This window comes from Haloarcula sp. DT43 (assembly GCF_037078405.1).
In the GTDB taxonomy this organism is placed as follows: domain Archaea; phylum Halobacteriota; class Halobacteria; order Halobacteriales; family Haloarculaceae; genus Haloarcula; species Haloarcula brevis.
On sequence record NZ_JAYMGZ010000002.1, the window covers coordinates 468,883 to 492,913 of the forward strand.

At 67.6% G+C, this 24,031-nt stretch carries 29 protein-coding genes and 1 tRNA gene; 9 read left to right on the plus strand and 21 right to left on the minus strand.

The annotated features are described in order from the left end of the window. Entirely contained in the window at positions 1-279 is a 279-nt protein-coding gene (locus VI123_RS09730; protein WP_336337861.1) for an ArsR/SmtB family transcription factor, read from the minus strand. A gap of 217 nt (positions 280-496) precedes the next feature. Beyond that, positions 497-1,618, minus strand: a complete 1,122-nt coding sequence (locus tag VI123_RS09735; RefSeq protein ID WP_336337862.1) for a pyridoxal phosphate-dependent aminotransferase — start codon at positions 1,616-1,618, stop codon at positions 497-499. 197 nt (positions 1,619-1,815) lie between these two features. Between VI123_RS09735 and VI123_RS09740 the strand changes: the two genes are divergently transcribed. Next, complete coding sequence (locus tag VI123_RS09740) at positions 1,816-2,610, plus strand: spondin domain-containing protein (protein ID WP_336337863.1); 795 nt, start codon at positions 1,816-1,818, stop codon at positions 2,608-2,610. A 130-nt stretch (positions 2,611-2,740) separates the two neighbouring features. Here the strand turns inward: VI123_RS09740 and VI123_RS09745 are convergent, their stop codons facing one another. The 3 genes from VI123_RS09745 to VI123_RS09755 are packed head-to-tail and all read right to left on the minus strand — an operon-like array spanning position 2,741 to position 4,920. After that, positions 2,741-3,904: a thiolase family protein gene (locus tag VI123_RS09745; protein WP_336337864.1), complete on the minus strand. Its 1,164-nt coding sequence runs from the start codon at positions 3,902-3,904 to the stop codon at positions 2,741-2,743. 47 nt (positions 3,905-3,951) lie between these two features. After that, the gene (locus VI123_RS09750; protein ID WP_336337865.1) at positions 3,952-4,107 is read right to left on the minus strand and encodes a hypothetical protein; all 156 of its coding nucleotides are present in this window, start codon (positions 4,105-4,107) and stop codon (positions 3,952-3,954) included. A 45-nt stretch (positions 4,108-4,152) separates the two neighbouring features. Continuing rightward, complete coding sequence (locus VI123_RS09755; RefSeq protein ID WP_336337866.1) at positions 4,153-4,920, minus strand: DUF7839 domain-containing protein; 768 nt, start codon at positions 4,918-4,920, stop codon at positions 4,153-4,155. Positions 4,921-5,046: 126 nt separating this feature from the next. Between VI123_RS09755 and VI123_RS09760 the strand changes: the two genes are divergently transcribed. Together VI123_RS09760 and VI123_RS09765 are read left to right on the plus strand one after the other, a co-directional pair. Continuing rightward, positions 5,047-5,727, plus strand: coding sequence for a metallophosphoesterase (locus tag VI123_RS09760; protein WP_336338266.1), 681 nt, complete (start codon positions 5,047-5,049; stop codon positions 5,725-5,727). Between the two features lie 37 nt (positions 5,728-5,764). Beyond that, the gene (locus VI123_RS09765) at positions 5,765-5,920 is read left to right on the plus strand and encodes a hypothetical protein (RefSeq protein WP_336337867.1); all 156 of its coding nucleotides are present in this window, start codon (positions 5,765-5,767) and stop codon (positions 5,918-5,920) included. Positions 5,921-5,941: 21 nt separating this feature from the next. On the opposite strand, the gene VI123_RS09770 is transcribed toward VI123_RS09765, so the two are convergent. Next, positions 5,942-7,195 (minus strand): NAD(P)/FAD-dependent oxidoreductase, encoded by a 1,254-nt coding sequence (locus tag VI123_RS09770; protein ID WP_336337868.1) that lies wholly within the window; start codon positions 7,193-7,195, stop codon positions 5,942-5,944. An 83-nt stretch (positions 7,196-7,278) separates the two neighbouring features. Between VI123_RS09770 and VI123_RS09775 the strand changes: the two genes are divergently transcribed. Together VI123_RS09775 and VI123_RS09780 are read left to right on the plus strand one after the other, a co-directional pair. Next, entirely contained in the window at positions 7,279-8,451 is a 1,173-nt protein-coding gene (locus VI123_RS09775) for a threonine synthase (RefSeq protein ID WP_336337869.1), read from the plus strand. Positions 8,452-8,534: 83 nt separating this feature from the next. After that, the gene (locus VI123_RS09780; protein ID WP_336337870.1) at positions 8,535-9,548 is read left to right on the plus strand and encodes an alcohol dehydrogenase catalytic domain-containing protein; all 1,014 of its coding nucleotides are present in this window, start codon (positions 8,535-8,537) and stop codon (positions 9,546-9,548) included. A 77-nt stretch (positions 9,549-9,625) separates the two neighbouring features. Here the strand turns inward: VI123_RS09780 and VI123_RS09785 are convergent, their stop codons facing one another. The 8 genes from VI123_RS09785 to VI123_RS09820 form a co-directional block, all read right to left on the minus strand. Further along, complete coding sequence (locus VI123_RS09785) at positions 9,626-10,957, minus strand: outer membrane protein assembly factor BamB family protein (RefSeq protein ID WP_336337871.1); 1,332 nt, start codon at positions 10,955-10,957, stop codon at positions 9,626-9,628. Between the two features lie 84 nt (positions 10,958-11,041). After that, positions 11,042-11,665, minus strand: a complete 624-nt coding sequence (locus VI123_RS09790; protein WP_336337872.1) for a J domain-containing protein — start codon at positions 11,663-11,665, stop codon at positions 11,042-11,044. 59 nt (positions 11,666-11,724) lie between these two features. Beyond that, complete coding sequence (locus VI123_RS09795; protein WP_336337873.1) at positions 11,725-12,483, minus strand: proteasome assembly chaperone family protein; 759 nt, start codon at positions 12,481-12,483, stop codon at positions 11,725-11,727. A 5-nt stretch (positions 12,484-12,488) separates the two neighbouring features. Continuing rightward, positions 12,489-12,671: an RNA-protein complex protein Nop10 gene (locus tag VI123_RS09800; protein ID WP_336337874.1), complete on the minus strand. Its 183-nt coding sequence runs from the start codon at positions 12,669-12,671 to the stop codon at positions 12,489-12,491. Between the two features lie 18 nt (positions 12,672-12,689). After that, complete coding sequence (locus tag VI123_RS09805; protein WP_336337875.1) at positions 12,690-13,490, minus strand: translation initiation factor IF-2 subunit alpha; 801 nt, start codon at positions 13,488-13,490, stop codon at positions 12,690-12,692. Between the two features lies 1 nt (position 13,491). Next, on the minus strand, positions 13,492-13,665 hold the full coding sequence (locus VI123_RS09810) for a 30S ribosomal protein S27e (RefSeq protein ID WP_004518703.1): 174 nt from the start codon (positions 13,663-13,665) through the stop codon (positions 13,492-13,494). A gap of 2 nt (positions 13,666-13,667) precedes the next feature. After that, the gene (locus VI123_RS09815) at positions 13,668-13,946 is read right to left on the minus strand and encodes a 50S ribosomal protein L44e (protein WP_004593654.1); all 279 of its coding nucleotides are present in this window, start codon (positions 13,944-13,946) and stop codon (positions 13,668-13,670) included. 112 nt (positions 13,947-14,058) lie between these two features. Further along, the gene (locus tag VI123_RS09820; protein WP_336337876.1) at positions 14,059-14,325 is read right to left on the minus strand and encodes a hypothetical protein; all 267 of its coding nucleotides are present in this window, start codon (positions 14,323-14,325) and stop codon (positions 14,059-14,061) included. Positions 14,326-14,507: 182 nt separating this feature from the next. Between VI123_RS09820 and VI123_RS09825 the strand changes: the two genes are divergently transcribed. Next, positions 14,508-14,780, plus strand: a complete 273-nt coding sequence (locus VI123_RS09825) for an HAH_0734 family protein (protein WP_336337877.1) — start codon at positions 14,508-14,510, stop codon at positions 14,778-14,780. Positions 14,781-14,810: 30 nt separating this feature from the next. Here VI123_RS09825 and VI123_RS09830 read toward each other — a convergent pair whose 3' ends face one another. Further along, on the minus strand, positions 14,811-17,129 hold the full coding sequence (locus VI123_RS09830) for a DUF2298 domain-containing protein (RefSeq protein ID WP_336337878.1): 2,319 nt from the start codon (positions 17,127-17,129) through the stop codon (positions 14,811-14,813). Between the two features lie 117 nt (positions 17,130-17,246). Between VI123_RS09830 and VI123_RS09835 the strand changes: the two genes are divergently transcribed. From VI123_RS09835 to VI123_RS09845, 3 genes are all read left to right on the plus strand, one after another. Beyond that, positions 17,247-18,014, plus strand: coding sequence for a glycosyltransferase (locus tag VI123_RS09835; protein WP_336337879.1), 768 nt, complete (start codon positions 17,247-17,249; stop codon positions 18,012-18,014). Then, a complete protein-coding gene (locus tag VI123_RS09840) occupies positions 18,011-18,496 on the plus strand; it encodes a GtrA family protein (protein ID WP_336337880.1) in 486 nt (161 codons plus the stop codon). The genes VI123_RS09835 and VI123_RS09840 overlap by 4 nt, the downstream gene beginning before the upstream one ends. A 74-nt stretch (positions 18,497-18,570) precedes the next feature. Next, positions 18,571-18,645: transfer RNA gene (locus tag VI123_RS09845), tRNA-Met, on the plus strand. A 218-nt stretch (positions 18,646-18,863) separates the two neighbouring features. Here VI123_RS09845 and hpt read toward each other — a convergent pair. The 6 genes from hpt to VI123_RS09875 form a co-directional block, all read right to left on the minus strand. Beyond that, positions 18,864-19,433: a hypoxanthine/guanine phosphoribosyltransferase gene (gene hpt / locus VI123_RS09850; RefSeq protein WP_336337881.1), complete on the minus strand. Its 570-nt coding sequence runs from the start codon at positions 19,431-19,433 to the stop codon at positions 18,864-18,866. 44 nt (positions 19,434-19,477) lie between these two features. After that, positions 19,478-21,412, minus strand: a complete 1,935-nt coding sequence (locus VI123_RS09855) for a hypothetical protein (RefSeq protein ID WP_336337882.1) — start codon at positions 21,410-21,412, stop codon at positions 19,478-19,480. Next, positions 21,409-21,897 carry a hypothetical protein gene (locus tag VI123_RS09860; RefSeq protein WP_336337883.1) on the minus strand — a complete coding sequence of 163 codons (489 nt, stop codon included), beginning with the start codon at positions 21,895-21,897 and terminating at the stop codon, positions 21,409-21,411. Before VI123_RS09860 ends, VI123_RS09855 begins: the two co-directional genes overlap by 4 nt. Before the next feature lie 142 nt (positions 21,898-22,039). After that, positions 22,040-22,498: a type IV pilin N-terminal domain-containing protein gene (locus VI123_RS09865; RefSeq protein ID WP_336337884.1), complete on the minus strand. Its 459-nt coding sequence runs from the start codon at positions 22,496-22,498 to the stop codon at positions 22,040-22,042. 257 nt (positions 22,499-22,755) lie between these two features. Then, positions 22,756-23,334 carry a DUF7344 domain-containing protein gene (locus VI123_RS09870; protein ID WP_336337885.1) on the minus strand — a complete coding sequence of 193 codons (579 nt, stop codon included), beginning with the start codon at positions 23,332-23,334 and terminating at the stop codon, positions 22,756-22,758. Between the two features lie 111 nt (positions 23,335-23,445). Then, positions 23,446-23,904 carry a type IV pilin N-terminal domain-containing protein gene (locus VI123_RS09875; RefSeq protein ID WP_336338267.1) on the minus strand — a complete coding sequence of 153 codons (459 nt, stop codon included), beginning with the start codon at positions 23,902-23,904 and terminating at the stop codon, positions 23,446-23,448. Positions 23,905-24,031 lie beyond the last annotated feature (127 nt).

A 24,031-nucleotide genomic window follows, 5' to 3' on the forward strand; every position in this document is an offset into this window, starting at 1 on the left:
TCATTCGTCCATCTTCTCCACGATTTCCTCGAAGGTGTCGCGGTAGTTGTCGAACCGGTCGGTCAGGAAGTACAGTCTGGCGTAGCTCTCGTCGCCGGACTCAACGACGCCGTGCTCTTCTAGCTGTTCCATGTGGTGTCTGATGGTCTTGTAGCCCACGTCCAGTTCGTCGGCGAGCTCGTTCGCGTTCATCGGTCGGTCCGAGAGGGCGTCGATGATGCGCGCTCGGTTGGCGCCGCCGCGCGTCGCCGTCAGCAGATACCAGAGCGCTTTCTCCATCCCACTGTCCTCCCGAGAACTGCGTCGGCCCGTTTTATAGTCCTGTCTCTCCCCGCCGAACAGTCCGCCTCCGGTTTCGTTCGCATGTGACACGGTGGATTGTCGGAGACAGGACAGCGACCGGCATAACCCTTGTTCGCACTCCCTTCCGAGACTGTTCCAAATTCGGGTCCAGTGTCGCCGGACCGATAGTGGGTCACGCGGCCGCGTTCCGGCCTCAGCGGACGGCCGCCGTCGCGTCGGCCATGACCTCGATAGCCTCTTTCAGCGTCTCCATGTCCGTCGCATAGGAGATTCGGGCGTAGCCCGCGCCGTGTTCGCCGAAGGCCTCGCCGGGGACGACGACGACGCCGCGGTCGATGACCTCGTCGACCCAGCCCTCGGGGACCTTCGGCATCGCGTAGAACGCGCCTTTCGGCGTGGGACAGTCGAGTCCCATGGATTCGAGCCCGTCTAGCAAGACGTCTCGGCGCTCTTCGAACGCCGCTCGCATCTCCGCCACGGGGTCTTGTGGCCCGCGCAGCGCCGCCTCGGCAGCGTACTGCGCGGGGGCCGACGCGCAGGCCTGTGCGTACTGGTGGACGCGCAGCATCCGCTCGATACGGTCGTTCGCGCCGGTGACCCAGCCGAGTCGCCAGCCAGTCATCGAGTACGCCTTCGAGCAGGCGTTGACCACGACGACGTTGCCCGTCTCGCTGAACTCCGCCGGGGAGCGGTGCTCGCCCTCGAACACCTGGTGTTCGTACACCTCGTCGGAGATACACAGCACGTCGTGCTCGTCGGCGATGCGGGCGAACGCCCGCATGTCCTCGGGCGACTGCACCGCGCCCGTGGGATTCGCGGGCGAGTTCACGACGAACGCCGCCGTGTCGTCCGTGATGGCTTCCTCGACCGTCTCGGGGGCCATCGTCAGGTCGTCGCGCAGCGGAACCGGCCGCGGCGTCCCGCCGGCGAGGTGCGTGAGCGCGTCGTAGGAGACGAAGCCGGGGTCGGGGAAGATGACCTCTTCGCCCGCGTCGACGTGGGCCTCGAGCGCGATGTGCAGCGCCTCGCTCCCGCCCGACGTGGCGATGATGTCCTCCGGGTCCACGTCGAGGTCGTTGTCCCGGGCGTGTTTGGCGGCGATGGCCTCGCGCAGCGCCTCGGTCCCCTTGTTCGACGTGTAGGCGTCGACCTTCCCGCTCCGGATGGCTTCGACGGCCGCCTCGCGGGCGTGGTCCGGCGTCGGGAAGTCCGGCTGACCCAGCCCGAGGTTGATGGCGTCCTCGCCGGCGGCCTCGAACACTTCGCGGATGCCCGAAATCGATACCTGCTCGACTCGTCGAGAGAACCCTGTCATACTCTCTCTGGAGTGGGCCGGCCCGATAATTCTTCCCGATTCCGCGAGCCACGGTCGACGCGCGGGCACGCTTGCGTCGACCGCCGGAACCGGGCCGAACTGGTCACAGAGTTGGTACTGTTTCGATCGAAAGTTTGAAATATTGATATATCGCTGCTCGGCGACGTTCCCGACGTCCCACTCGGGACAGAGACGCCATGAGTTCAGACGAATCCACAGCCGCCGACGCCCGCTTGAGTCGCCGCGGGTTCCTGGCCGCGGGGACCGCGGTCGGCCTCGGTGCCATCGGCATCGGCGCGACGGCGGCACAGAACGACGCACAGTCGACGAGCAGGACCTTCACCGTCCGCATCGAGAACGTCTCCGACGGGTCGACGCTCGACACCACGGACGGGACGAAACCGGTTCCGCTCTCGCCCGGCGCCTACGCCGTCCACACGCGCGACGAGCCGATGTTCTCCGCTGGGCATCCCGAGCGCGACAACGGCCTTGAAGAGATCGCCGAGGACGGGATGCCCGGCCGCCTCGTAGAGTCGCTGCACGCCCGCGACACCGTGCTCGAAAGCGGCGCGTTCACGACCCCGGTCGGTGCCGACGGCCCCGCGCCCATCGGTCCCGGCGACGCCTACGAGTTCACTGTCGAGGCGGCGAGCGGCCGCCCGACGCAGTACCTCTCGCTGGTGACGATGTTCATCCAGTCCAACGACCTGTTCTACGCCCTCGGCGGAGCCGCCGGGATGGCGCTTTTCACCGGCGACGGGAACGCCCCGGTGGCCGGCGACGTGACCGACCGGGCCGGCCTCTGGGACGCCGGGACCGAGGTCAACGAGGAACCCGGCGTCGGAGGCGACCAGGCTCCCCGCCAGCGCGGCGCGAACGTCGGTCTCGTCGAACGCGGCACCGTCGCGCCCATCGCGGATGTCAACGGGTACGACTACCCGGCGACCGAGGACGTCATCAGAGTGCGGATCACGCCGAACGAAACCGGGTGAACGCCGACCGAGAGCGACTGCAACGGGGGAACCGCCGCCCACTCCCGGCCCGCTGGCGTGTTTTCTGAACGACCGACATCGCTATCGCGCCGCCACCGCCGACGCTCACTCGCCTCGGCGCTGACGGGACTTACCGGACGACCGACATCGCTATCGCGCCGCCACCGCCGACGCTCATCCCCACCACGCCGCGGTGATGGTCCTCGCGCTCCATCGCGTACAGCAGCGTCGTCGTAAGGATGCCGCCGCTGGCCCCGATTGGGTGACCGAGCGCCACCGCGCCGCCGAGCGGGTTGTGCTTCTCGCTGGGAATCCCCAGTTCGTCGGCGACGTAGACCATCTGGGCGGCGAAGGCCTCGTTGAGTTCGAAGTGCTCCACGTCGGCGACGGCGAGGTCGTTGCGCTCCAGCAGTTCCTCGACGGCGTCGGCGACAGCCAGCGAGAACTCTGCAGGGTCGCGATAGGACACGGCGTAGTCCTCGACGTGAGCCATCGGCCCCATGCCCTCGCGCTCGACGGTCTCGGCGTCGGCGAGCACCACCGCGCCCGCGCCGTCCGAGAGCTTCGAGGCGTTGCCGGCGGTGATGGTGCCGCCCTCGACGAAGGCCGGCGGGAGCGCCGCCAACTGCTCGACCGTGGTGTCGGCCCGCGGTCCCTCGTCCTCGGTCACGAGCCCGTCCGCCGTCTCGACGGGCACCAGCTCCTCGCCGAACGTCCCCGCCTCGATGGCGTCGGCGGCCCGGTGGTTGCTCCGGCGGGTGTACTCGTCCTGTGCCTCCCGGCTGATGTCGTGTTCGGCGGCGAACTCCTCGGTCAGCGTCCCCATGTGGGCGTCGTACTGTTTGTCCCACAGGGAGTCCCATATCATCGCGTCGACCAGTTCGCCGTTGCCGTGCCGTCGGCCGCCGCGCATGTCCGGCACGAGGTACGGCGCGTTCGACATCGACTCCATGCCGCCGGCGATGCAGGTCGCGGCGCGGCCCGCTTCGATGCGGTCGACGGCGGTCGTAACCGCCCGCAGGCCGGACCCCGAGGCCTCGTTCAGCGTCGTCGCGGCCACGCCGTCGGGAAGCGGCGACTCGACGACGACCTGTCGGGCGGGGACCTGGCCGACGCCGGCCTGAACCGCGTTGCCGAGGCCGACCCAGTCCAGCACGCCGTGGTCGAGTCCGGTCCGGTCGAGCAGCCCCTCGACGGCCGCACCGCCCAGTTCGACGGCGGACCGCCCCGAGAGCCCCCCGAGCAGGTCGCCGTGTGCGGTGCGTGCGCCGTCGACCAGAACCACGTCGGTCATACGGCTACATGACTCTGTGACTACAAATCTGTTCGCCCGACCGGGCGTTACTCCGCGCTCGCCGTCCGCAGTTCCTCGATGGCTGTCTCCAGCCGCCGGAGCGTCGCGTCGGCGTCGGCGTACCCCTGCTCGTACTCGCCGTAGGCGTCGTCGGCTTCGTCCAAGAACGCTTCGACGGCGTCGTGTACGTCGTGGTCACTCATGGCTGTCCCGACGGTAGCCGGCCGGAAAAGTCCCGCCACTCGCGGTCACTGCGTCACGTCGTAGTCGACGCTCGCGTCCCGGAGCGCGTCGGTCACGCGCCCGACGGTGTCCTGCGTGGCCACGACGACGGCGTCCAGTCCCCTGGACGCGGCGGCGGCGGCCACCTCGCCCGCCGCGAAGTGCGTCGTCGGCTCAACCTCGGCGTTCCGGAGCGCGACGACGGCCTCGACCCCGGCGGCGGTGACGATTGGCACGTCGGCGCAGGCCGCGGCGATGTCGTCGACGTTCTCGACCGGCCCCGACCGGACCGGCGGGACCTGGATGACGCTGACGTGGCCGGGGTCGAGGTCGATGACGCCCTCGAAGCCGGTGACGCCGACGACCTCGCCTTCCGCGGCGCTGGTCGTCGTCACGCCCGTCGCGTCGCCGCCGCCGGGGTGGGCGTGTAGCAGGCCGTCGGCCAGCGAGAGCGTGACCGTCTCGCCCTCCGCCAGGTCCGCCGTAGCGATGGCGGCGTCCTCTTGGACGCTGCCGAGCACGTCGTCGGTGACGTGGTCGGCGAACCGGCGCACGTCGGTCGCGGACTGGAACACCCAGTCGACGCCCTCCTTGGTGACGCGGTAGCGGGACCGCCCCTCCTTCTCGACCAGGCCGTCGTCGACGAGTTCGCGGATGTACTCGCTGACGGCCTGGCTCGTCACGCCGACAGCCTCGGCGATTTCGCCCTGACTCACAGCGGGCTGGCGCTCGGCGATCTCCACGAGGACCCGAAACCGCGTCGCGGCCCGCTTGTTCTCCAGGACGTCGACCATACAGGATTCACGGGAGTCGCAGGTAAAAATACCACCGACACTGTCAGGGCCGGATAGGCGGGCGGCCCCGCGCTGACCGTCCGCGTGACCGACAATATAAGCGTCGTCAGCGCCGACCTCACGGCGATGGCAGTCAGCTACGACGACCGGGCGCTCCTGCTCGACGGCACGCTCGTCGTCGCGGACCTCCACGTCGGCCGCGGCACGGGCGGCTCCCTCGAACTCCCGGTCGGCTCCGGCTCCGACATGGTCCAGCGGTTCCAGTCGCTCGTGGAGCGCCACGACCCCGACGAGGTCGTCGTCGCGGGCGACCTGCTGCACTCGTTCCGGACCGTCCCCCGGTCGGTCGAGAGCACTGTTGCGGGGCTCAAAAGCGCCTGTCAGGGGGCTGGTGCCCGTCTCCTCGTAACGCCGGGCAACCACGACACGATGCTCGACAGCGTGTGGGACGGCCCGACTGAACCGGAGTACCGGGTCGGCGAGACGGTCGTCTGCCACGGCCACGAGGCCCCCGCGGCCGACGCTGACCGCTACGTCGTCGGGCACGACCATCCCACGATCTCCATCGAGGGCCAGCGCCGGCCCTGCTATCTCGCCGGGCCCGGCCAGTACCGCGGCAGCGACGTGGTGATGCTCCCGTCGTTCAACAGGCTGAACGCCGGCGTCGAGGTCAACGAGATGCGCGCCGGTGACTTCCAGTCCCCGCTGGTCACCGACGCCGACCGACTGGAGCCAGTGGTCTGGGACGAGAGCGGGCGCGAGACGCTGTCGTTCCCGCCGCTGGGGGAGTTCCGCCGCATGCTATAACGGTAAGTATTTGACCCGCGACGGTGGACGCTGGAATATGGTTCAGACAGAAATCGCGCTGGGTCTCATCGCGATTACGCTGCTCTCGCTCGTGGCGCTGTACTTCGCGACGATAAAGTACGTCTCGGAAGTCCTCGAAGGGGAGGGACACGACCACGAGGGAAACACGAATAGCGGCGGTCCGGCCGCGTAGACCGTCGCAGTCGGTTTTTTTTTATCGGAGCAGGTCGGCGGCCACTTTTCCGCTCTCCAGCGCGCCCTGTATCGACGACCAGCGGGTGTAGTCACCGGCCAGCACCGCGTTCCCGTCCGGCGCTGTCGGGTCCGGAAGCGACTCCCGGTACCCCGGCGGCTGGGCGAACTGCGAGAACGGGACCCGGTCGGTCCGGAGGTGTTCGAGCGCCTCGAAGCTCGCGTTCGGGTACCACGACCGGAGCGCGTCGCGGACCTCGTCGGCCAGGTCAGCGTCGCTCGCGTCGGGCGTCCCGAGGAACGTGGCGCTGTACAGCTCCATGCCGGCGGGTGCGTACTCGCTGGCGACCGCCGACAGCGGCGCGACGGTGTTGGGCCGGTCGTCGGCCGCGTTGAGGACGATACGCTTGCCGGTCGTCGGCGCGCGGTTCGTCGGGAGCGCGAAGTACTGGGTGACACAGCCGACGGGCTCGGTCGGAATCGCCCCGATGCCGGTCAGCTTCGCCGCCGTCTCCGGGTCCGTCGCGACGACGGCGCTCTCGGCCGTCACCGTCTCCGTGCCCACCTCGGCCGTGACCTCGTCCTCGTGGGCCTCTAAGCCCGTGACGGCCGCGTCGGTCTCGATGGTCGCGCCCGCCGAACGAGCGCGGTCGGCGAGCTGGCGCGGCATCGCCTGCATCCCCTCGGCGGGGACGAATATCTCGCCCTCGCTCAGCATCTTGTAGGTGTACTGGAAGATGCTGCTGTCGGTCCCCAGCGAGCGGTCGAGCGTGATACCGCCGTAGAAGGGCGCGGCGAACCGCTCGACGAACCGCTTCGAGAACCCGTAGTCGGCGAGGTACTCCCGGATTGTCTGCCCGCCACGGGAGAGCAGTTCGGCCGGCTCGACGCCGGCCAGTTCGCGCTGGAGCCGGAACAGCCTGAGCTTGTCGGCCGTGCGCACGTCGGTGTTGAGCAGCGTCTGTGGCGCGGCCGTGGGGTTGCGAAGCGGGTCCGACAGCACCGAGCGGTGGTTCGGGCCGGCGATTGTCGCCCCCGGCGTGAAGGTGCGCGGGGACAGCGCCTCGATGTCGAGTTCGCGCTCGGCCGCGGGGTAGGCCGAAAACATGACCTGGAACCCGCGGTCGAACGTGTAGCCGTCCTCGCGGACCGTCCGGACGCGGCCCCCGACCTCCGGGGCCTGTTCGAAGACGGTCACGTCACGGCCCGACTCGGCCAGGTGCCGGGCGGCGACCAGCCCGGCGAGTCCGCCCCCGGCGACGACGACATCTGTCATACCCTCCGGTTCGAGCGCCCGGGACAAGAGCGTGCTGAAGCCGGACCGGACCACACTTGGTCGTCCCGGCCAGAGGGTGAGACATGGAGACGACTGCGGCGTTTCGCGGCCTCATCTGCACGGCGTGTGGCGCAACAACCGACAGCACGGCCGACCGCTGTCCCGACTGCGGCGGGGTCCTCGTCGGCGACTACGACCTCCCGCCCCTGACGCCCGCGGCGCTACCCGACGCGACGGGGCCGAGTCGGTACGAACCGCTGCGACCGTTCCCGCGCGACGCGACGGTGACGCTCGGCGAGGGGGCGACGCCGCTCGTCCCGGTCCCGGACCTGGCCGACGAACTCGGCGTCGACTCGGTGTACGTCAAAGACGAGGGACGCAATCCGACGGCCTCGCTGGGCGACCGCAAGCTCTCGCTGTCGGTCACCGCCGCCACGCAGCGCGGGGCCGAGCGCGTCGTGACGCCCTCGACGGGCAACGGCGCACAGGCCAGCGCCGCCTACGCGGCCCGCGCCGGCGTCGAGTCGAAGGGCTTCGTTCCCTCGCGGTGTCCGTTCCTCAACAAGGCGATGGTGAACGTCCACGGCGGCGACATGCGCGTCGTCGAGGGCCGCTACGACGACGCTGTCTCGGCCTTCGACGAGGAACTGGCCGGGGCCGACGGGGACTGGGTTCCCGTCGCGCCCGGCCACCCCTTCCGCGTCGAGGGGGCCAAGTCCGTCGCCTTCGAGACCACCGACGACCTCGGCTGGGCGGCTCCCGACGCGGTGGTCCACCCCACCGGCCACGGCGAGACGGTCGTCGGCCTCGAACGCGGGTTCCGGGCGGCGGTCGACAGCGGCCTCGCGGACTCGGTCCCGCGAATCTACGCCGCACAGCCGGATTCAGCGGCCGCCATCGCCGACGCCGCACGCGAGGGCGACGACGAGCCGACGACGGTCGAGCACCCCGACACCATCGTCGGCCCGCTCGAAGTCCCCGACCCCGCGGCCGGCACGGCGGCGCTGGACTCGCTGGAGCGCTCGGGCGGGGGCGGCGTGGCCGTCCCGGACAAGGACATCCTGGCCGGTGCCGTTGACGGCTGCGAGATGGGGCCGGAAACGGGCGCGACCGGCGGGACGGCCGTCGCCGGTGCGCGGGCGCTTTCCGACGACGGTGCCTTCGACGGCGACGACGTGGTCGTCCTCGTGAACCCCGTCGCCGGCAGCAAGGAGGCGGACCTGCTGCGGAGTCACCTCATGAGCCAGGGTATCTGAGGGCGCGGTCGGCGTGGAACCGTCGTGACACAGCACCGCACACTTCGGTGTCGTTTAGACCGTCGTGGCACAAGGATGGCCCGATGCGCGCCGCAGCGTTCAGCGAACTCACTGGCCCGGACGGCGTCTCGATTGTCAACCAACCGACCCCCGACCCCGGACGCGGTGAGGCGGTGGTCTCCGTCGAGGCGTGTGCCATCAACCGCCACGACCTCTGGATTCTCGAAGGCGACTCCGCGATGGTCGACGCGGACGACCTGCCGTTCGTCACCGGCCTCGACGTCGCCGGGACCGTCGACGCCGTCGGCGAGGGCGTCACCGGCGTCGAACCCGGGGACCGCGTGGTCCTCTGCCCGAACGAGACCTGCGGGACCTGCCGCTACTGCCGGGAGGGGCCGGAGAACCTCTGTGCGAACTTCTCGCTGTACCACGGCGGCCTCGCCGAGGCGGCCCGCGTGCAGGCCGACCGCCTCGTCGCGCTTCCCGACGGCGTGGACACGGTCGAGGCGGCCGCGCTGCCGACGGCCTACATGACCGCCTTCCACATGCTCCGGCGGGTCGAGGCCGGCCCGGGCGACCTGGTGTTCGTCCCGGGCGTCACCGGCGGCGTCGGCGTCGCGGGCGTCCAACTGGCCGATGTGCTCGGCGCTCACACCGTCGGCACCTCCTCCGCTCGGGCGAAACTGGACCGCGTCGAGTCGCTCGGCCTGGACCACGCCATCCAGAGCACCGACCCGGACGAGATTCGGGCGGCAGTCGGCGATATCGGAGCGGTCGACGGCGTGCTCAATCACCTCGGCGGCGAGTACACGCAGGTCGGCCTGGACGTGCTGCGACGCGGCGGCCGGATGGCCGTCTGTGGCCGGACGGCCGGCGGCACGTCCGAAATCGACGTCCCCGACCTGTTCCTCGGTCACAAGCGCGTCATCGGGAGCACGATGGGAACACAGAGCGACCTGGAACGGCTCGTCGGGCTCCTCGCAGACGGCGAACTCGCCCCGGAAATCGACGCGACGTACCCGCTCGACGCGACCGGTGCGGCCTTCGCCGCGATGCAGGACCGCGACAGCGTCGGCAAGCTCGTCGTGACGCCGTAGTCGCTGTCCGACCGCGCCCGAAGCTGGCGTCGGTCGGCACTTCCTGGCTGCCCTCGAAGTCCCGGCCCCAGCCGGCGTTACGTGTAGGCGAGCACCCGCTCGTCCGTCGGGACGACGAGCGTGCCGTCGGCGACTACCGGGGCGTAGACGCGCTCGTCGGTGGGGAAGGGAATCCGGCCGCGTTCGGTCCCGCTGTCGACGTCGAGCCGCAGGAGCGCGTCCGGCGGGTCGTCGGTCTCCGCTCGCCGGGCGTACCGGACCGCCAGGACCTCGTCTCCGACCACTATCGGCCGCGAGTAGCCGTGGAACTCGACGGGAGTCGGCTCCGGTCCGACGTTCCACAGGAGGTCGCCGGTGTCGAGACTGCGGGCCCGCAGTCGCCGAGGATAGTCGCTGTACACGTTTAGCGTGTACACGACCGCCGCCGGCGTGACCGCGCCGACCTCGAAGCCCGGGCGGGCGTACTGCGTCCCGTCGTCGCTCTCCCCACCGTCGAGGAAGTGCTCGCTCCGGACGTGCCACTCGCTCGACCCGTCCGCAAGCGACACGGCTCGCAACTCGCCCGGGAACCGCTGAGCTACCACGTGTCCGTCGACGACGGCGACCCCGTCGCCCCCGTGGTCGGACCGCCACTGTCGGTCGCCCGAGGCGGGGTCCAGCGCGAGAACGCCGCGGTCGCGCGTCGGGAGGACGAGCCGGCCGTCGGCGACCGCGATGTCGTGCGGGCGTCCCCGGTGGACGGCGCGCCAGCACTCGACGCCGGTCCGGGCGTCGAACGCGGTGACGGCGAAGTGTGCCTCGTCGCGCGTCCGGTCCGGGGACCGGGTGACCGCGAGCAGCCGGCCGTCAGCGAGCGTCTGTGGGACGTGTGCGGAGACGGGGCCGGTCCACAACGCCTCGCCGTCGCCGAGCGAGCGGGCGGCGAACCTGGCCGACGAATCGGGCACCGCCCCCTCGACGAAGGCCGTCCCGCCAGCGGCGAAGGCGTATCCGTAGCCCGCGTCCCCGACCGGGCGACGCCAGCGCACTCGCCCGTCAGCGAGCGAGAGCGCGAGCAGGTGGCTCCGCGGGCTGGCGACCAGGAGGGCGACAACGACGCCGTCGGCGACGGCGAGCGCTCGGAGTTCGTGGAGGTCCCCGACGGGCCACGACCGCTCCCAGCGACGGTCGAGCGGCCAGTCCGGGCCGGCGCGGGCGGGGGCGTGACCGGTGTTCGCCCGGTCGTGGCGCGGAAACGACCAGTCGGTCGGACTCGTGACCAGCGGGGACGGGGCACAGTCGCGGCCGGCGAGCCAGTCGGGCGCGGCGTCTGCCGACCGGAGTCCCGCGACGTAGCTCCCGACCCCTATCGCGGTAGCGCCGACGGCCGCGAGGGCACGGCGTCGGGAAACGGAGGGCAACTCGGGCATAGGCCGACTTCCAAAGAGTTCGACAAAAGCCTACTGACCGAGCGACCGCCCGGCGGGGCACGCTCCGGGCCCGAACCCCCGCTCTCAGGACGCTCGCTGTGTCGAGGGCTCGGCGGCGTGCTGTTTCGCCGTCGTGTACGCCTCGCGGACGCGTTTGAACTCGGCTTCGGTCCCGCCGTGGTCGGGGTGGACCTCCTTGACGCGCTCGCGGTAGGCCGATTTCACGTCGTCGAGGGTGGCGTTCCGCGTCAGTCCCAGCTCGCCGAACGCCTGGACCGCCGGGTGGACCTGCTCTTCGGGGTCCGGACCGAGGTCGACCGTCGGCGTCTCGAAGGGCAGGCGCGCACCGAGAGCCGCCCCGGGCATCTCGTGTTCGACCAGTACCGGGACTGTCGGGGACCGCTCGATGCGGTAGTACGCCCGCGCGTCGAACGTTATCGCCACGTCGCGTTTCGGCAGGTAGAAGGCGACGTGTTGCCCCTCGACGAAGTGGTTCTCGGCGAACTGCTCGTCGATGGCGGTGAGGTACTCCCGTAGCTCCGCGCGCCGCCGCATCTCGCCGCCGTCGGTCGCCTGTCGGTTGGGCCGCTCGGCCGGAAACACGCGGTTCGCGAGGACGAACAGCCCGGCGACGACGATAGTTCCAGCGACACCAAGGACGAGTCCGAGGACCAGCCACTCCGGCACTACGCCCGGTTGTGTCTGCACGGGCAGTCGTTAGTGCCCCGGCGGTAAAGAAATTCTCGCTCTCCGCGAGGCTGTCCGCCTCAGCCGATGTATCTGAGGTCCTCGTCGGCGGGCGACGGGGAGTTCTGCTGTTCCATCTCCTGTATCTTCCGGACGACCTCCTCCATCTCGTCGGCGCGGTCCTCGAGCGAACTGTAGTCGACCTCGAACCCGATGACGTCCTGGAGGATTTCGAGGACCGCCTGTGCGCTCTTGGGGTCGACCAGGTAGCCGGAGGTCTCGCCCATGAGGCAGCCGGCCGGAACGTCGCGGCGCTTGCTCAGGCCCAGCAGCAGGCCGGAGACGCCGACGATGCCGCCGGCGGGCTCGTCCTCGCGGAAGGCGACGCCGGCGTCTTCCAGCGTTTCCTTGAAATCCTCGGTCGTCGTCGCACCGAGCACGTCGTACTCCTCGATGAGTTCGCCGGTCGGGACGCCGCCGAGGGCGAACACCCGCTGGACGCCGAACTCGTCGGCGATGTCGAGGAACGTGTCGGTCAGGCCGTAGTGGCCCTGGTTGTCCTGGGCCTGGTGGTCCCCGGAGAGCACGAGCAGGTCCTGGCCCTCGTCGGGCGTGACGGCGTAGAACTCGGCACAGGCGAGCTGTGCCTGCCCCTCGTCGATGCTGACCTGGGGCGGGAAGTGCGTCGAGTAGACGCGGCGCACGAGTTCGCTTTCGAGTTCCTCCAGCAGATGCTCGGCGGCGAGTTTGCCGACGTGGCCGACGCCGGGCAGCCCCTCGACCAGAACCGGGTCCTCGAGGTCGGGGTCCGCTACAGTCTCGATGTCGAATTCGTCCATACGGCTTATTCGCGGCGGCGTCGCTTAAGAGAACGTCGATACTCGCCGTAGCTGTCTTCAGGCGAGAACGGAGCGGGTGCGCTGTTGACCGCCTCGCCTCCACAGTCCGGACAGGTCGACGCGAGCGTGTACACCGGCCGGTCGTGTTCAGATGTCCAGGCGGCACAGACGCGGATGTCCGATTTCATCGATGTGACCGAGACCGCTTACTCGTCGTCTTCGCTGCGCTCGCGGTGGAACTGCCCCGCGCCGCCGTGTTGTTCGACGACCGCGGCCGCGCGGTCCGCGCTCTCTTCGAGGGCGTCCTCGGCGGTCTTGTAGTCGGGTGCCTGGACCTGGATGCGGTACTCGGGCGAGCCGACGTAGGTCACTTCGAGTTCTATCTCGTCGGGGACCTCGCCGTTACCCTCCGCGGCCTGCAGGGCTTCCTTGATGACGTCGACGCCGTCGCTTTCGGGACAGGACAGGTCGACGTAGCCGGTGACCTGGACGTACGGGACGGAGACGTTGTTCCGAGCCGTCTGGACGATGGCGTCGATTTCCTCCTCGGAGAGGTCGACGTCTTCGAGGGCGTCCTCGCCGTGAATCGCCGCCGACTCGAACCCGTCGTACATCGAGCCGAACTCCGCGAGCAGCTCGTTGGCGATGGCGGCGTAGGTCTCGTCGTCCAGGTCCTCGCCGAAGGCCAGCTCCATCCAGTTGTCGGCCTTCTGCTCGTTTTTCCACTCCTGAATCTTCTCCTTTCGCTGGTGGTCGTTGACGTCCTTTATCGAGAGGTCTATCTGCTGGGCGCTCTCGTCGACGTCGAGCACCTTGGCAACGACTGTCTGCCCTTCGTTGACGTGGTCGCGGACGTTCTTTATCCATCCGCTGGCGACCTCTGAGATGTGACAGAGGCCGCGCTTGCCCTCGTACTCGTCCAGGTCGACGAACACGCCGAAGTCCTCGATCTCGTCGATTTTGCCGACGACGAGTTCGCCCGGTTCGGGCCAGCCGCTGTATTTCATCCTATCGGGCCTCGACGACGGCGGTCACTTCGCCTTCGATGTCGGCCTTCCCGCCGGTGGGGCGAGCGATGGTGTGGCCACAGACGGCACACGAGACCTCGCTCGCGGCCTTCTCGAAGAGGGTCTGTTCGTTCTCGCAGTCGGGGCATTCGACGGTGATGAAGCTTCCTGCCATCGTTACTCCTGGAACTCCAGTCGGCCGGCGCGCCATCCCTCGCGGAGGTGGGCTTTCCCACACTCGCCACAGCGGTACTTGAGGTCCGTCTTCTTGGTGGGCTTGTCGCCACCCGGAACCTTCGAGAACTTCCCGTCGTTCCCGATACCGGAGTTGCGCTCGCGCTGGCGGTCGATCCACTTCATTCCCGTCTGGCGGCCGCTCCGGACTTTCTCGACCTCGTGTTCTTGGTGCTCGTTACAGTGCGGACAGTACGTATTGAATCGTCGTGGCATCTGCATAGATATCGGCCTTACCGAGCGATTTGACGTGACCGCTTAAAACCCGTTTGGTTCGCACCTACCGTTTGCCCCCGCTTCCCGCGTCTGCTTCGCTCCGCCCGCCCGTGACACTCTACTGGAACCGCGCGGAAGGACCGGTCGATTCGATGCGGACCGCGCCGAACACGTCGGACGCGTCCGTCCCGGCCACGAGTTCGAGATTCACCGCTTCGCCGGCCGAGAGCGACCCCAGTTTCGCGGCCAGTTCGTCGTCGATGTAGTCCACGACCTCGTAGGTCTCGTCGGTCTCGACGTCCCTGAGTTCCATCCGTCCCCCGTCGTCCATCGCGTTGACCACGACCGAGGCCCGCTCGCACGCCCGCTGCTGTTGTTTCAACATACATGACTGTCGTCGATTCGGATATATAAATCTCCGCTATCAGGATGTTAAGCATCTAAACACCATTCGTAAGAATATAAGGGCATTCTAGCTACAGGTCGGCCCGCTGCTCCTGCCAGCCCGCGTTCGGTGTCGCAGTCGCCTTCGAAGTCACTAAGTACGCTGTTGGCGAAGGAGGGCGCATGAAGAAGCTCATTATCCACGGCGACCCGGGGCTCCGAAAGGGCGGCCGCATCGAGTACGACGACGAGGAGTACGAGGTGTTCTCGGTCTCGCGGCAGGGCGACTGGCACGGCCCGGACCGGCCACAGCTGTGGTGTACCATCGGCTCGGAGGACGAGGAGGAGACGTTCAAGACACAGGAGTACATCCCGATGCACCTGGACACCGAAGACATCGAGGCCGAAGCCGTCACCGTCCTCCGCGAGCGCGCGCCGCCGAACGCCGAGTCCTGAACGGCCCGTCTTTTCGCCGTCCTCCCCATCTCAGAACTGCGCCGGCCGGACCCGATATATCGTGACTCCCTCGGTCCGTTTTGCCACGGTCACGCCCTGTAGCTGGTCGACCGTCACTTCGCCGTAGCGGGCCCGCTCGGCGGGGCCGACGTAGACGTAGCGCACGTCGTAGGCGTCGAGGAGGCGACGCTGCTCGGTCGGCTCGCCCGTGTATATCGTCTCCACGTCGTCGACGCGGCGGTCGTACACCGTGTCGTTGCGGTACTGGGCCTCGTGGGTCCAGCCCGCGACGGTCGGCAGGCCGGTCAGGCTCGCGGGCGCACTCGCGCCCTCGCCCTCGCTGGCGTCCCACTGGTAGCCCGCCGGCGCGGCCGTGACGATGGTCGGCCGGCCCTCCGTCGTCGCGTCGAGCCACCGAATCGCCTCGGCCTCCGCGGGGTGGTCGTCGTCGAGGTACGCCAGGCCGTCCAGCGTCGGGTCGCCGGCGTACTCGACGTGGTTCGAGAGCGCGAACACGCCGTACAGCGACGCCGAACAGACCAGCAGGGCGACGAACACCCGGACGCCGGTCCCGGCCCACGCTCGCGCCCGTTCGCCTGTCGGCCGCCAGCTGGTGAGCAGCCACGCCAGCACGGGGCCGGCGGCGACCCCCCAGAGCACCCACACCTGCATGTACGTCTTGAACACGGTGTTCATCCGGCCGATGTTCTCCCTGACGAAGACGAACTCGACGAGCAGGACCAGGCCCGCACCGGCGAGAACCAACACGGCTTCGAAGCCGACGGGACGGTCGCCGCCGTCGGCCAGCGCCGGGACCGCGTCGACGGTGCGGTCGAGCGTCGGCGAGCGCGCGAACAGCCACGCGCCGACCAGCAGTGGCACGAGCAGGCCCACCGCCGCGACGTCAAGCGTCGCCGCCAGCGCCGCCGTTCCGACGGCCACGAGGCCGACGACCCGAGCCGTCTCCCGCCCGACGGCACGGCCGGTCTGGGCGTACAGGTACAGCCAGAACGGGCCGACGAACAGGCCGTGGACGGCCAGCAACTCCAGCAGCGAGGTCCGGTCGGGCAGGACCGCTATCTCGCGCCCGCTGGCCGGCCCGAGCCAGAACGGGAGCGACCAGAGCAGTCCCAGCGCGAGGACGCCGGCGGCGACGGCCAGCCCCATCCCGACCCTGACGCCCTCCTGACCGGGTCCGTTCAGCCGGAGCCGCAGTCCGGCGGATTTCGGCAGGAGCGTCGTCGGGTCGGCCGGCGCGACGGTGACCGTCAGCAGTGCCAGTCCGCCCATCGACGGGAACGACCACGTGTTCGTCACGGCCACGATGCCGGCGACGGCCGGGAGCGCGCCGAAAAGCAGCGCGAGCCGCCGCCGGCGTTCAGTTGCCGGGGTCTGGTAGTAGCTGAAACAGAGCGCGGCGGCCAGCAACAGGAAGCCCGTGCTCATCATGTGGGCGTGCATGTCGCCGTTGAGCCAGGCGAACAGCGGGAACTCGTCGATGACCAGCGCCGCACCGGGTTCGTACGTGGCGAAGTCGGCCGCGCTGTCCTCGATGACGCGGCTCGCGTCCCAGTAGCTGAACGAGTCCGGCCCGGCCGCGAGCCCCTCCAGTTCGTAACCGGCCCGCCGGGCAACTGTCCGGCTCAGTCCGTCGGGGAGGAGCCAGAGGACGAACTTCGCGGGCGTCGACAGATTGCTCGCGAGGCCGACGCAGAACGCCGTGAGGCCGGCGGCCAGCTGCCGCGGGAGGCCTCGGTCGCTCGCGACGGTACCAGCCAGTCCGTACGCCGCAGTGACCAGCGTGGCGTAAAAGCCCGCCAGTGCGAGGTTGTACGCGAACTGGCCGGCGGTCCCCGTGAGTCTGGTGAGCACCGCCGCGGCGAGGTGCCCGCCGTAGTAGTACGCGACCGACTCGCCGGCGAACCACATGTCTTCCAGCGGGAGGCTGTCGGCCCGGACCAGCGACTGCAACAGGCCGAAATCGAGGAACTTCTCGCCGCCGAGAGGGACGATAGCGGGGTCGAGCGCCCGCACGCCGACGAGAAACAGGAACGCGGCCGTGAACACGCCGGCCGTCTCGGCGTAGGCCCGGGGGTCGACTGCGCCGTCGAACCGCCAGACAGCGACGGTGCTTGCGGCGAGGACCGCGACGCCGAGCCAGACGCCCAGCGTCAGCGACAGGCGACCGACGAAATAGGTGACGAGCCACAGTATCGAGACGGCGACCGGAACGCCGAAGGCGACTCCGCGGTCGACAAAGCGGGGAAACAGCACTCCGGCGAGGGTGCCGCCAGCGTACAGTAACAGGAGGTAGAGGGCGAGCCAGGTGGCGAGGAGCCCGTATTCCATCAGTGAAGGGACCGGTTCGCTGGCCTATACGCTTTTTCGTTGCTCCCGCGACTATCGACCGGCTAGGGACCGATAGCTCCGAACTGTTTTTACTTCCGCCTGTCCCACTATCCGGCAATGTCGCGTTCCGTCGGGGTCGTTCTCCCTGCCTACCGTCCCGACACGGACCAGCTCGGGACCTACGTCGCCGCTATCGACGACGCCCTGGCCCCTCAGACGATAGCTGTCGAACTCGACGCGCCCCGTGACGGCGTTGCCGCACGACTGCGCTCGCTGCCGGTCGAGGTCCACACGGTCCCGTACCGCCGCGGCAAGGGCGCAGCGATAACCGCCGGCTTCGAGCGGTTAGACACCGACGTGCTGGCCTTCGTCGACGCGGACGGGTCCACACCGGTCGCCTCGCTCGAACGGATACTGGCTCCGGTCACCGACGGTCGGACGGACCTTGCCGTCGGCTCCCGCCGTCACCCGGACGCCACCGTCGCCAGCCACCAGACGTTCGCCCGCCGGTTCCTCGGCGACGGCTTCGCGTGGCTCGCCGGTCAGTTGCTCGACGCCAGGCTGTACGACTACCAATGTGGCGCGAAGGCCATCGACGCGGTCGCCTGGGAGCGCGTCCGCGACCACCTGTACGAGCCCGGCTTCGCGTGGGACGTCGAACTGATAGCCATGGCGGCCGCGCTGGACCTGTGTATCGAAGAGGTACCGATAGAGTGGGAAGACAAGCCCGGCTCGACGGTCTCACCGATACGAACGTCGATAGACCTGCTCGAAGCGCTGTTGACGGCCCGCCACCGGTCGAAACAGTTGCGCGACGACGGGTTCCACACGGCCCTGGCCGAGCACCTCGACGAGCCGACCGCCCTCGTCGAGAAGGACCGATGACGGACCTCGAACGGCGGGTCCGAGGCCTCGTTCCGGACCGGTTCGAGTCGCTGGTGTCCGGCGTCCGGTTCGGCCAGTTCGTCTCCGTCGGCGTCGTCGGCGCGATAAGCGACAACACCGTCCTCGCCGTGCTCGGCCTGGTCTTCGGCGTCAGCGACATGTGGGCCAAAGCCGCGGGCGTCGAGACGGCGATTCTCGTGATGTTTCTGGTCAACGAACACTGGACGTTCGCGGGCCAGGGCGAGACCGGCCGCCGTTCGTTCGCCAAGCGCCTCGGCAAATCGCATCTGGTCCGGTCCGGCGGCGTCGCGGTACAGCTCGCCGTGTACTGGCTGCTCACGCAGTGGCTGACGATTGAACTTATTATCGCCGGAACTGACCTGTGGTTCATCGCCGCGAGCCCGCTCGCTATCGGCGTCGCAATGTTGGTCAACTACGTCGCCGAGAGCGTCTTCACCTGGCAGGTCCACCTGGACGGGTGACCATAGCGCGGTACTAACTCACGGACGGCTCTCGAATCACAACCCTTAATGAGGGGACCGGACTACCAGAAGGTAGCGGGATGGGATAGCCAGGAGATTCCGGCGGGCTCATAACCCGCAGATCGGTAGTTCAAATCTACCTCCCGCTATGTTTTGCCGCCCACAACTCCGTGAGCGACGTAGCTCCCCCAGTCGTTGTGAAAACGTGATACCCAACTCGAACGCGGACAGTCCTTCCAGATTCGCATAGCGCCGACGAATCCCGGCCGACGGGCCGCATGACGGAAAGAGCCAGTGTCGGTACGGATATCACACGCCCCCGTTCGAGCCGATTCCGACTCGCTTACAGTTCCCGTAGCAACTCGCCCTAGTCGTCGCCGTGCTCGTCGACGATAGTGACCTCGCCGTCGACGACCTGGACGTTGATGAGCGTCTTGGCGTCGTAGCCCGCTTCGTCGAGCTTGTTCGTCCCGTCGGCTTTCTTGATGACACAGACGATATCGCGGATGTCCGCGCCGATGTCTTCGAGCGCGCCTGTGAGGCCGGCCAGCGTCCCGCCGGTCGAGAGCACGTCGTCGAGGACGAGCACCTGGTCGCCCTCGTACACGTCGTTGACGTACATCTCGCTCTCGGAGTAGCCGGTCACCTGCGACAGCGACACCTCGCCGTCGAGGCCGTACTGGCGCTTGCGGACGACGACGAGCGGGATGTCGGTCATCAGCGAGACCGCTGTCGAGATGTGGATGCCCATCGCCGCCGGTGTGACGATTTTGTCGACGTCGTCGAGTTCTGCCTTCCGGATGATTTTGATGACGATTTCGCGCAGAAGCTCCGGTCGAAGCATCGGGACCCCGTCGCTGATGGGGTGGACGAAGTAGTGATACCCGTCCTTCTCTATAATCGGCGCATCGAGCAGGGACTTCTTGAGTCGGTCCATGCTGGCGGTACTACAAGGCCGTACTAAAATTCACCGTCACCGGCTCAGTAGAGCGTCAACAACTCGCCCAGCACCCGCATCATCGGCAGGAACTGCGTATCGTCCAGCGCGTAGTACTCGATGCACGTCAGCAGTACGAACACGGCCGACAAACCCGTCGCCGCTCCGAGAAGTACCGCTCCGGCTCGCCCAGTCAATCCCTCGGAGCGACCACACAGTGCCCAGACACCGAGCGGGACTGCCACCCCGAGCCCGAGCAGGGCGTGCAACTGGAACGCTTCCCCGATGCCGTTCACCGTCAGCGCGACGAGAACGACCGTCACCTGCCCGCCGAGCAACACCGTGCCCGCGACCGTCCAGAGGAACGGACGCCAATGTCTGGTGAGGCTGTGGCGCACGACCGGAAGCCGCACGACCAGATACACGCCCAGCGGATAGAGCGGGAACAGATACCGGGCGGTCACCTGCGCGTGCAGAGGCAAGCGACCGGTGTACAGCAGGACGACCCCGACGAACGTCGTCACCGCGAACGCGTCCACGGCGCGGTCGGCGCTGAGCGTTCGGGCAGCTAGCGACGACGGCAACCGCAACCGGCGGACGACCGGGAGCGCACCGACCACAGCGGCGAGCACCGGCGCGGATTCGAGCAGCGAGAGGTTGACGGATTCCTCGCCGTCAATATCGAGCGCCCCGGTCGCGCCCCCCGACCTGACGAACGCGTGGTACACGTCGTTCGGCCGCTGCTGGACCGTGTGAAGCCCCAACGCGAGTTGGTCCTCCAGGAGAGCCAGCGGCCGTATCGCGCTCTCGACGAGGCCGACCACGGACGCCAGCAACGTGACGAATCGACCGGTTCCGACACTGTCGCTACCGCTGCCAGTGGCACCACTGCCGCTACCGCCACCAGTGCCACCGCTGGCACTGCTCGCAGCCTCCCCGCTGAGGGTACCGACCTTGGAAACCATTCTCGGCGGTTTGATTGGGGAGCCGAAGAGAGCGATATTGGTGAGAGCGAACGGCAGCAGGGAGAGAGCGAAGACGACGCCGACACGGATGAGCGTCCGGGGACTGTTGTCCGGGGCCGTCGGGAAATCGACCAGCGCCAGCGCGACACAGAGCAGTAGCGCCTCGGGAGAGTGGACCCAGGCGTACAGCCCGACCAGCCCGTAAGAGAGCGCACGGAACGTCTGTCGCCGTCTGATAAGGACCCCGTCTGCCGGCTTGCGGCTCCGGTAGAGGCAGTACGCGACGCAAACGACCACCGTGCCGGTGACGACGTGGCGTTTCGGCACCGGCGCCCAGAACGCCAGCGGCGTCCCGGCCGTGAGCACGACGGCGCTCAGAAGCCCCAGCCGACGGGTGTGCATCCGGGCGAAGAGCCTGTAGAGAACCACCGGTGAGAACGCCGCGATGAGGAGATGCGTCAGTTGCAGCGCGTACAGGTGGATTCGACCGGCGTCGAGCGGCTGTGCCACCGCGACGTTCAGCCCGAACACCCCCAGGACGACGACGCTACCGCCGTAGAGGAGCCAGTCGCCGTCGGCGTAGTGACTGGCCTGGACCACGAGCGCCAACAGCGCGAGCGCCCACAGCGCGACCAGCGCGATGCGCAGGTCGACGGCGGCGGCGAGCAAGTCGAACACGAACACGACCGGCAGCGAGAGCACGATGACGCCGTAGTTGCGCGCGTACCACTGGCCCCCGTAGCTGTTCGCTCCCGGCGTATCGAGCCCGGGTCCGTAGGCCGCGCCGGTCATCGCTAGCTGTCCGTTCGAGAGGGTATACAGGCCGTTCGCCAGCGTGTAAGAGTCAGTAATCAGAAACGCCGTCCGCCATACCAGCCCGAACAGCACGACCGTCGCGAGAAACACGGTCAGGCCGATTCGGTCGCCGAACAGGACCGCGTACGCGGTCTGTCGGGCGTTCGACAGCGCGGGCGTTCGCTGCCGTAGGTGGCCGACGAACTCCGTCGCCGTCATTCGACCACCGGTATCGTGACGTTTCGCGCCGCCACCACGCCGTGGCCCGCGCCGTCGCGTTTCCGCACGGTAACGGTCCCGTTGTACTGATCGCGGTCTATCTCCCCTTCGGTGAACGTGTCCGACGCCAGCGTCAGGTCGTAGGTGTCACCGGTCGAGTCGTCCAGAAAGTGGTTCGTCGTCCGGCTGTAGCTGAGTTCCTCGATTCTGAGTTCGTAGACGAGTGTCGGCCGGCCGGTGAGCTTCGAGAACTGCACGCGGACCGGCGGCGCGTCGAGGTAGTAGCTCGCCGCGCCGTAGGACCCCCCTTCGAGCGTCACCTGGCTCGGCATCTCGACCGCAGAAACCGTGACGTTGCCAGTTTCGAGTTCGACCGGGGCTGGTTCTGATGCCACCGTGACACCGGGGACGAGCGGGCCGGAAAGGAGTGTTATGACGAGGATAACGGCGGCCACACTGGTAACAACGGCCCGCGTTTTTTCCATCGTTGTCGGTCACTGGACACCACGGAATAAAAACATCATGGCGGTTTCTCACATGTGATTCCGTGGCGACACAGGGGTCGCGGACCTGTCGCTTCAACTGTCAGCATCTCTCGTCGCCGAAAAAATAGAGAATCGAAGCCGATTACGCGTCCGGACCGGTGTCCTGCGACAGCGTTGCGGAGGTGTCGCCTTCCTGCGTCTGATAGACAACACGGAGGTCGTATTCAGACCCGACTCCTGGCTCGACACTCAGACCGGCAGTGACCTCAGACGCACCGCTAGCAGTAGATTTCGACATCTCCCCCCAACTTCCGCTTCCCTCGCCTCCGTCAAAGTCTCCTCGGACGTACAGCTCTTGAGCTTCGATGGAATCTCCGCCATCGTGCGTAATCGTCACGTTCCCGTCAGGGGAGTTACTGGCATTTTCGCTGTACTCCCATGAGAAGCTAGCCTGTGGCGTTGCCTGCTGTGCCTGGTCGCCGAGACCGAGCACGAAGGACGCGATGACGGCCGCGAGGATAACCGTGATTGCGACCATCAGGATGACCCCGATGACCGGTGACACAGCGTCGTCGTCGTGGATGAGTTGTTTGATGTCCATGGTTATCGGCGCACACCGCGAGCATGACCCGAGTAAGACCACCTTATACGATGAAGGATGCCCTTACTGACTCGCGGAGGTGTGCTGACTCAATCACATGTGACGTGCCCACTTATACTCCGAAGACGTTTTAGCCGTTCAACACTGGATTGAAACCCTTCAAGGCTGGCTGTACTGCCGGTTTTCGACGTGGCCGCGTCGGAGTGGTCCTCGATACGGTACAGCGAAAACGACGGTCGCTTGCGACGCTGTGGCGTTCAGTCCTCGGACTCGGCTTCCCGAGCCGCAAACTCGGTCAGCGTCATCTCGCGGCCGGCGTAGGTGTGATAGACCGCGGAGACGCTGAGCACGACAGCTATCAGCGTGGTCCAGACCAGCGGCGGTATCACCGTGAACGGGTAGACGCCGACCCAGAGAACCGTTACGATTGCCAGACTGACCGCGCCCAGCGAGAGGTAGTACTCGCGCCAGGGGAACTCGCTGCCGGGCACGATTTCGAGATACACGGTAAGCTCTTCGGTGTGTGCGGTCCGAGCGATTGTCCCGTTCTCGTCGTCGTACTCGACGATACCGGCGTCGTGCATCCGCGGGAGGTGGGACTGTTGTAGCGTGGTGTAGACGCGCTTCCGTTGCGCGCTCGTGACTTCGGCGTTCGGGCAGTCGTACTCCTGTGCCGCGACGTGTGACGCGAGGTCGCCGAGCTGTACCGGCCCGTCGTGTTCGCGGAGATACTGGAGCGTGTACCGACGCCGCTCGTTTTGCAGCACGTCGAATATCTCCCCCTTCGAGAGGTCGGTCTCCGTGTCCGCGTCCGTCCGCTCTACCTGCTTACTCATGTCGCAGTCTCCGGTTCCAAGGACCCATATCGAGGAATACAGCGGAAATCAGGGTGTTCATATGTTATAAAATCACGGGTTCGAACCCGGAAAAAACAAGACGACGCGAGCTTACGCGCTCGGGCCGGTTGCGGTGGCGAGCGTCGCGGAGTTGTCGCCGGTGGCCGACTGGTAGACGACGTTGATTTCGAAGGACCCGCTACTCACGCCGACGTCAATCTGGTCGCCAGCGACGACCTGTGAATTACTGCCGCTTGCTTGGCCCGACGGCCAGTTTTGATTATTACTGTTGATGTCGTCGCCCGAACCACCGATATCAGTGCCTCGAATGTAGAGATTGCTAGCCTTAATCGAGTCACCACCGTCGTGCGTTATCGTCAGGTGACTGTTCCCGCTATCGTAGTCCGTACTAAAGCTGGCCTGCGGGGCCGTATTGCTGACCTGGTCACCCAGGCCGAGGACGAACGTCGCGATGACGGCCGCGAGGATGACCGTGATTGCGACCATCAGGATGACCCCGATGACCGGCGACACAGCGTCGTCGTCGTCGAAGAATCGTTTGAGTTCCATGGTTATGTCCGCACGCATCAACAGGGCGTCCTGTTATGCAGTGCTTATCGGAAACGTGGCTATGGAGATATATAAGTCTGCACCTGTATTATCAGAGCCTGTAATTACCTTCGCTATTGATAACTAT

Excerpts from the sequence above, each read along its gene's own strand:
- VI123_RS09815 (WP_004593654.1), bottom strand. The coding sequence starts at position 13,946 with ATGCAGATGCCACGACGATTCAATACGTACTGTCCGCACTGTAACGAG.
- VI123_RS09875 (WP_336338267.1), bottom strand. The coding sequence starts at position 23,904 with ATGGAACTCAAACGATTCTTCGACGACGACGACGCTGTGTCGCCGGTC.
- VI123_RS09740 (WP_336337863.1), top strand. The coding sequence starts at position 1,816 with ATGAGTTCAGACGAATCCACAGCCGCCGACGCCCGCTTGAGTCGCCGC.
- VI123_RS09735 (WP_336337862.1), bottom strand. The coding sequence starts at position 1,618 with ATGACAGGGTTCTCTCGACGAGTCGAGCAGGTATCGATTTCGGGCATC.
- VI123_RS09760 (WP_336338266.1), top strand. The coding sequence starts at position 5,047 with ATGGCAGTCAGCTACGACGACCGGGCGCTCCTGCTCGACGGCACGCTC.
- VI123_RS09785 (WP_336337871.1), bottom strand. The coding sequence starts at position 10,957 with ATGCCCGAGTTGCCCTCCGTTTCCCGACGCCGTGCCCTCGCGGCCGTC.
- VI123_RS09765 (WP_336337867.1), top strand. The coding sequence starts at position 5,765 with ATGGTTCAGACAGAAATCGCGCTGGGTCTCATCGCGATTACGCTGCTC.
- VI123_RS09755 (WP_336337866.1), bottom strand. The coding sequence starts at position 4,920 with ATGGTCGACGTCCTGGAGAACAAGCGGGCCGCGACGCGGTTTCGGGTC.
- VI123_RS09730 (WP_336337861.1), bottom strand. The coding sequence starts at position 279 with ATGGAGAAAGCGCTCTGGTATCTGCTGACGGCGACGCGCGGCGGCGCC.
- VI123_RS09750 (WP_336337865.1), bottom strand. The coding sequence starts at position 4,107 with ATGAGTGACCACGACGTACACGACGCCGTCGAAGCGTTCTTGGACGAA.
- VI123_RS09870 (WP_336337885.1), bottom strand. The coding sequence starts at position 23,334 with ATGAGTAAGCAGGTAGAGCGGACGGACGCGGACACGGAGACCGACCTC.
- VI123_RS09770 (WP_336337868.1), bottom strand. The coding sequence starts at position 7,195 with ATGACAGATGTCGTCGTCGCCGGGGGCGGACTCGCCGGGCTGGTCGCC.
- VI123_RS09855 (WP_336337882.1), bottom strand. The coding sequence starts at position 21,412 with ATGACGGCGACGGAGTTCGTCGGCCACCTACGGCAGCGAACGCCCGCG.
- VI123_RS09860 (WP_336337883.1), bottom strand. The coding sequence starts at position 21,897 with ATGGAAAAAACGCGGGCCGTTGTTACCAGTGTGGCCGCCGTTATCCTC.
- VI123_RS09780 (WP_336337870.1), top strand. The coding sequence starts at position 8,535 with ATGCGCGCCGCAGCGTTCAGCGAACTCACTGGCCCGGACGGCGTCTCG.
- VI123_RS09865 (WP_336337884.1), bottom strand. The coding sequence starts at position 22,498 with ATGGACATCAAACAACTCATCCACGACGACGACGCTGTGTCACCGGTC.
- hpt (WP_336337881.1), bottom strand. The coding sequence starts at position 19,433 with ATGGACCGACTCAAGAAGTCCCTGCTCGATGCGCCGATTATAGAGAAG.
- VI123_RS09810 (WP_004518703.1), bottom strand. The coding sequence starts at position 13,665 with ATGGCAGGAAGCTTCATCACCGTCGAATGCCCCGACTGCGAGAACGAA.
- VI123_RS09830 (WP_336337878.1), bottom strand. The coding sequence starts at position 17,129 with ATGGAATACGGGCTCCTCGCCACCTGGCTCGCCCTCTACCTCCTGTTA.
- VI123_RS09835 (WP_336337879.1), top strand. The coding sequence starts at position 17,247 with ATGTCGCGTTCCGTCGGGGTCGTTCTCCCTGCCTACCGTCCCGACACG.
- VI123_RS09745 (WP_336337864.1), bottom strand. The coding sequence starts at position 3,904 with ATGACCGACGTGGTTCTGGTCGACGGCGCACGCACCGCACACGGCGAC.
- VI123_RS09825 (WP_336337877.1), top strand. The coding sequence starts at position 14,508 with ATGAAGAAGCTCATTATCCACGGCGACCCGGGGCTCCGAAAGGGCGGC.
- VI123_RS09800 (WP_336337874.1), bottom strand. The coding sequence starts at position 12,671 with ATGAAATCGGACATCCGCGTCTGTGCCGCCTGGACATCTGAACACGAC.
- VI123_RS09795 (WP_336337873.1), bottom strand. The coding sequence starts at position 12,483 with ATGGACGAATTCGACATCGAGACTGTAGCGGACCCCGACCTCGAGGAC.
- VI123_RS09805 (WP_336337875.1), bottom strand. The coding sequence starts at position 13,490 with ATGAAATACAGCGGCTGGCCCGAACCGGGCGAACTCGTCGTCGGCAAA.
- VI123_RS09840 (WP_336337880.1), top strand. The coding sequence starts at position 18,011 with ATGACGGACCTCGAACGGCGGGTCCGAGGCCTCGTTCCGGACCGGTTC.
- VI123_RS09775 (WP_336337869.1), top strand. The coding sequence starts at position 7,279 with ATGGAGACGACTGCGGCGTTTCGCGGCCTCATCTGCACGGCGTGTGGC.
- VI123_RS09820 (WP_336337876.1), bottom strand. The coding sequence starts at position 14,325 with ATGTTGAAACAACAGCAGCGGGCGTGCGAGCGGGCCTCGGTCGTGGTC.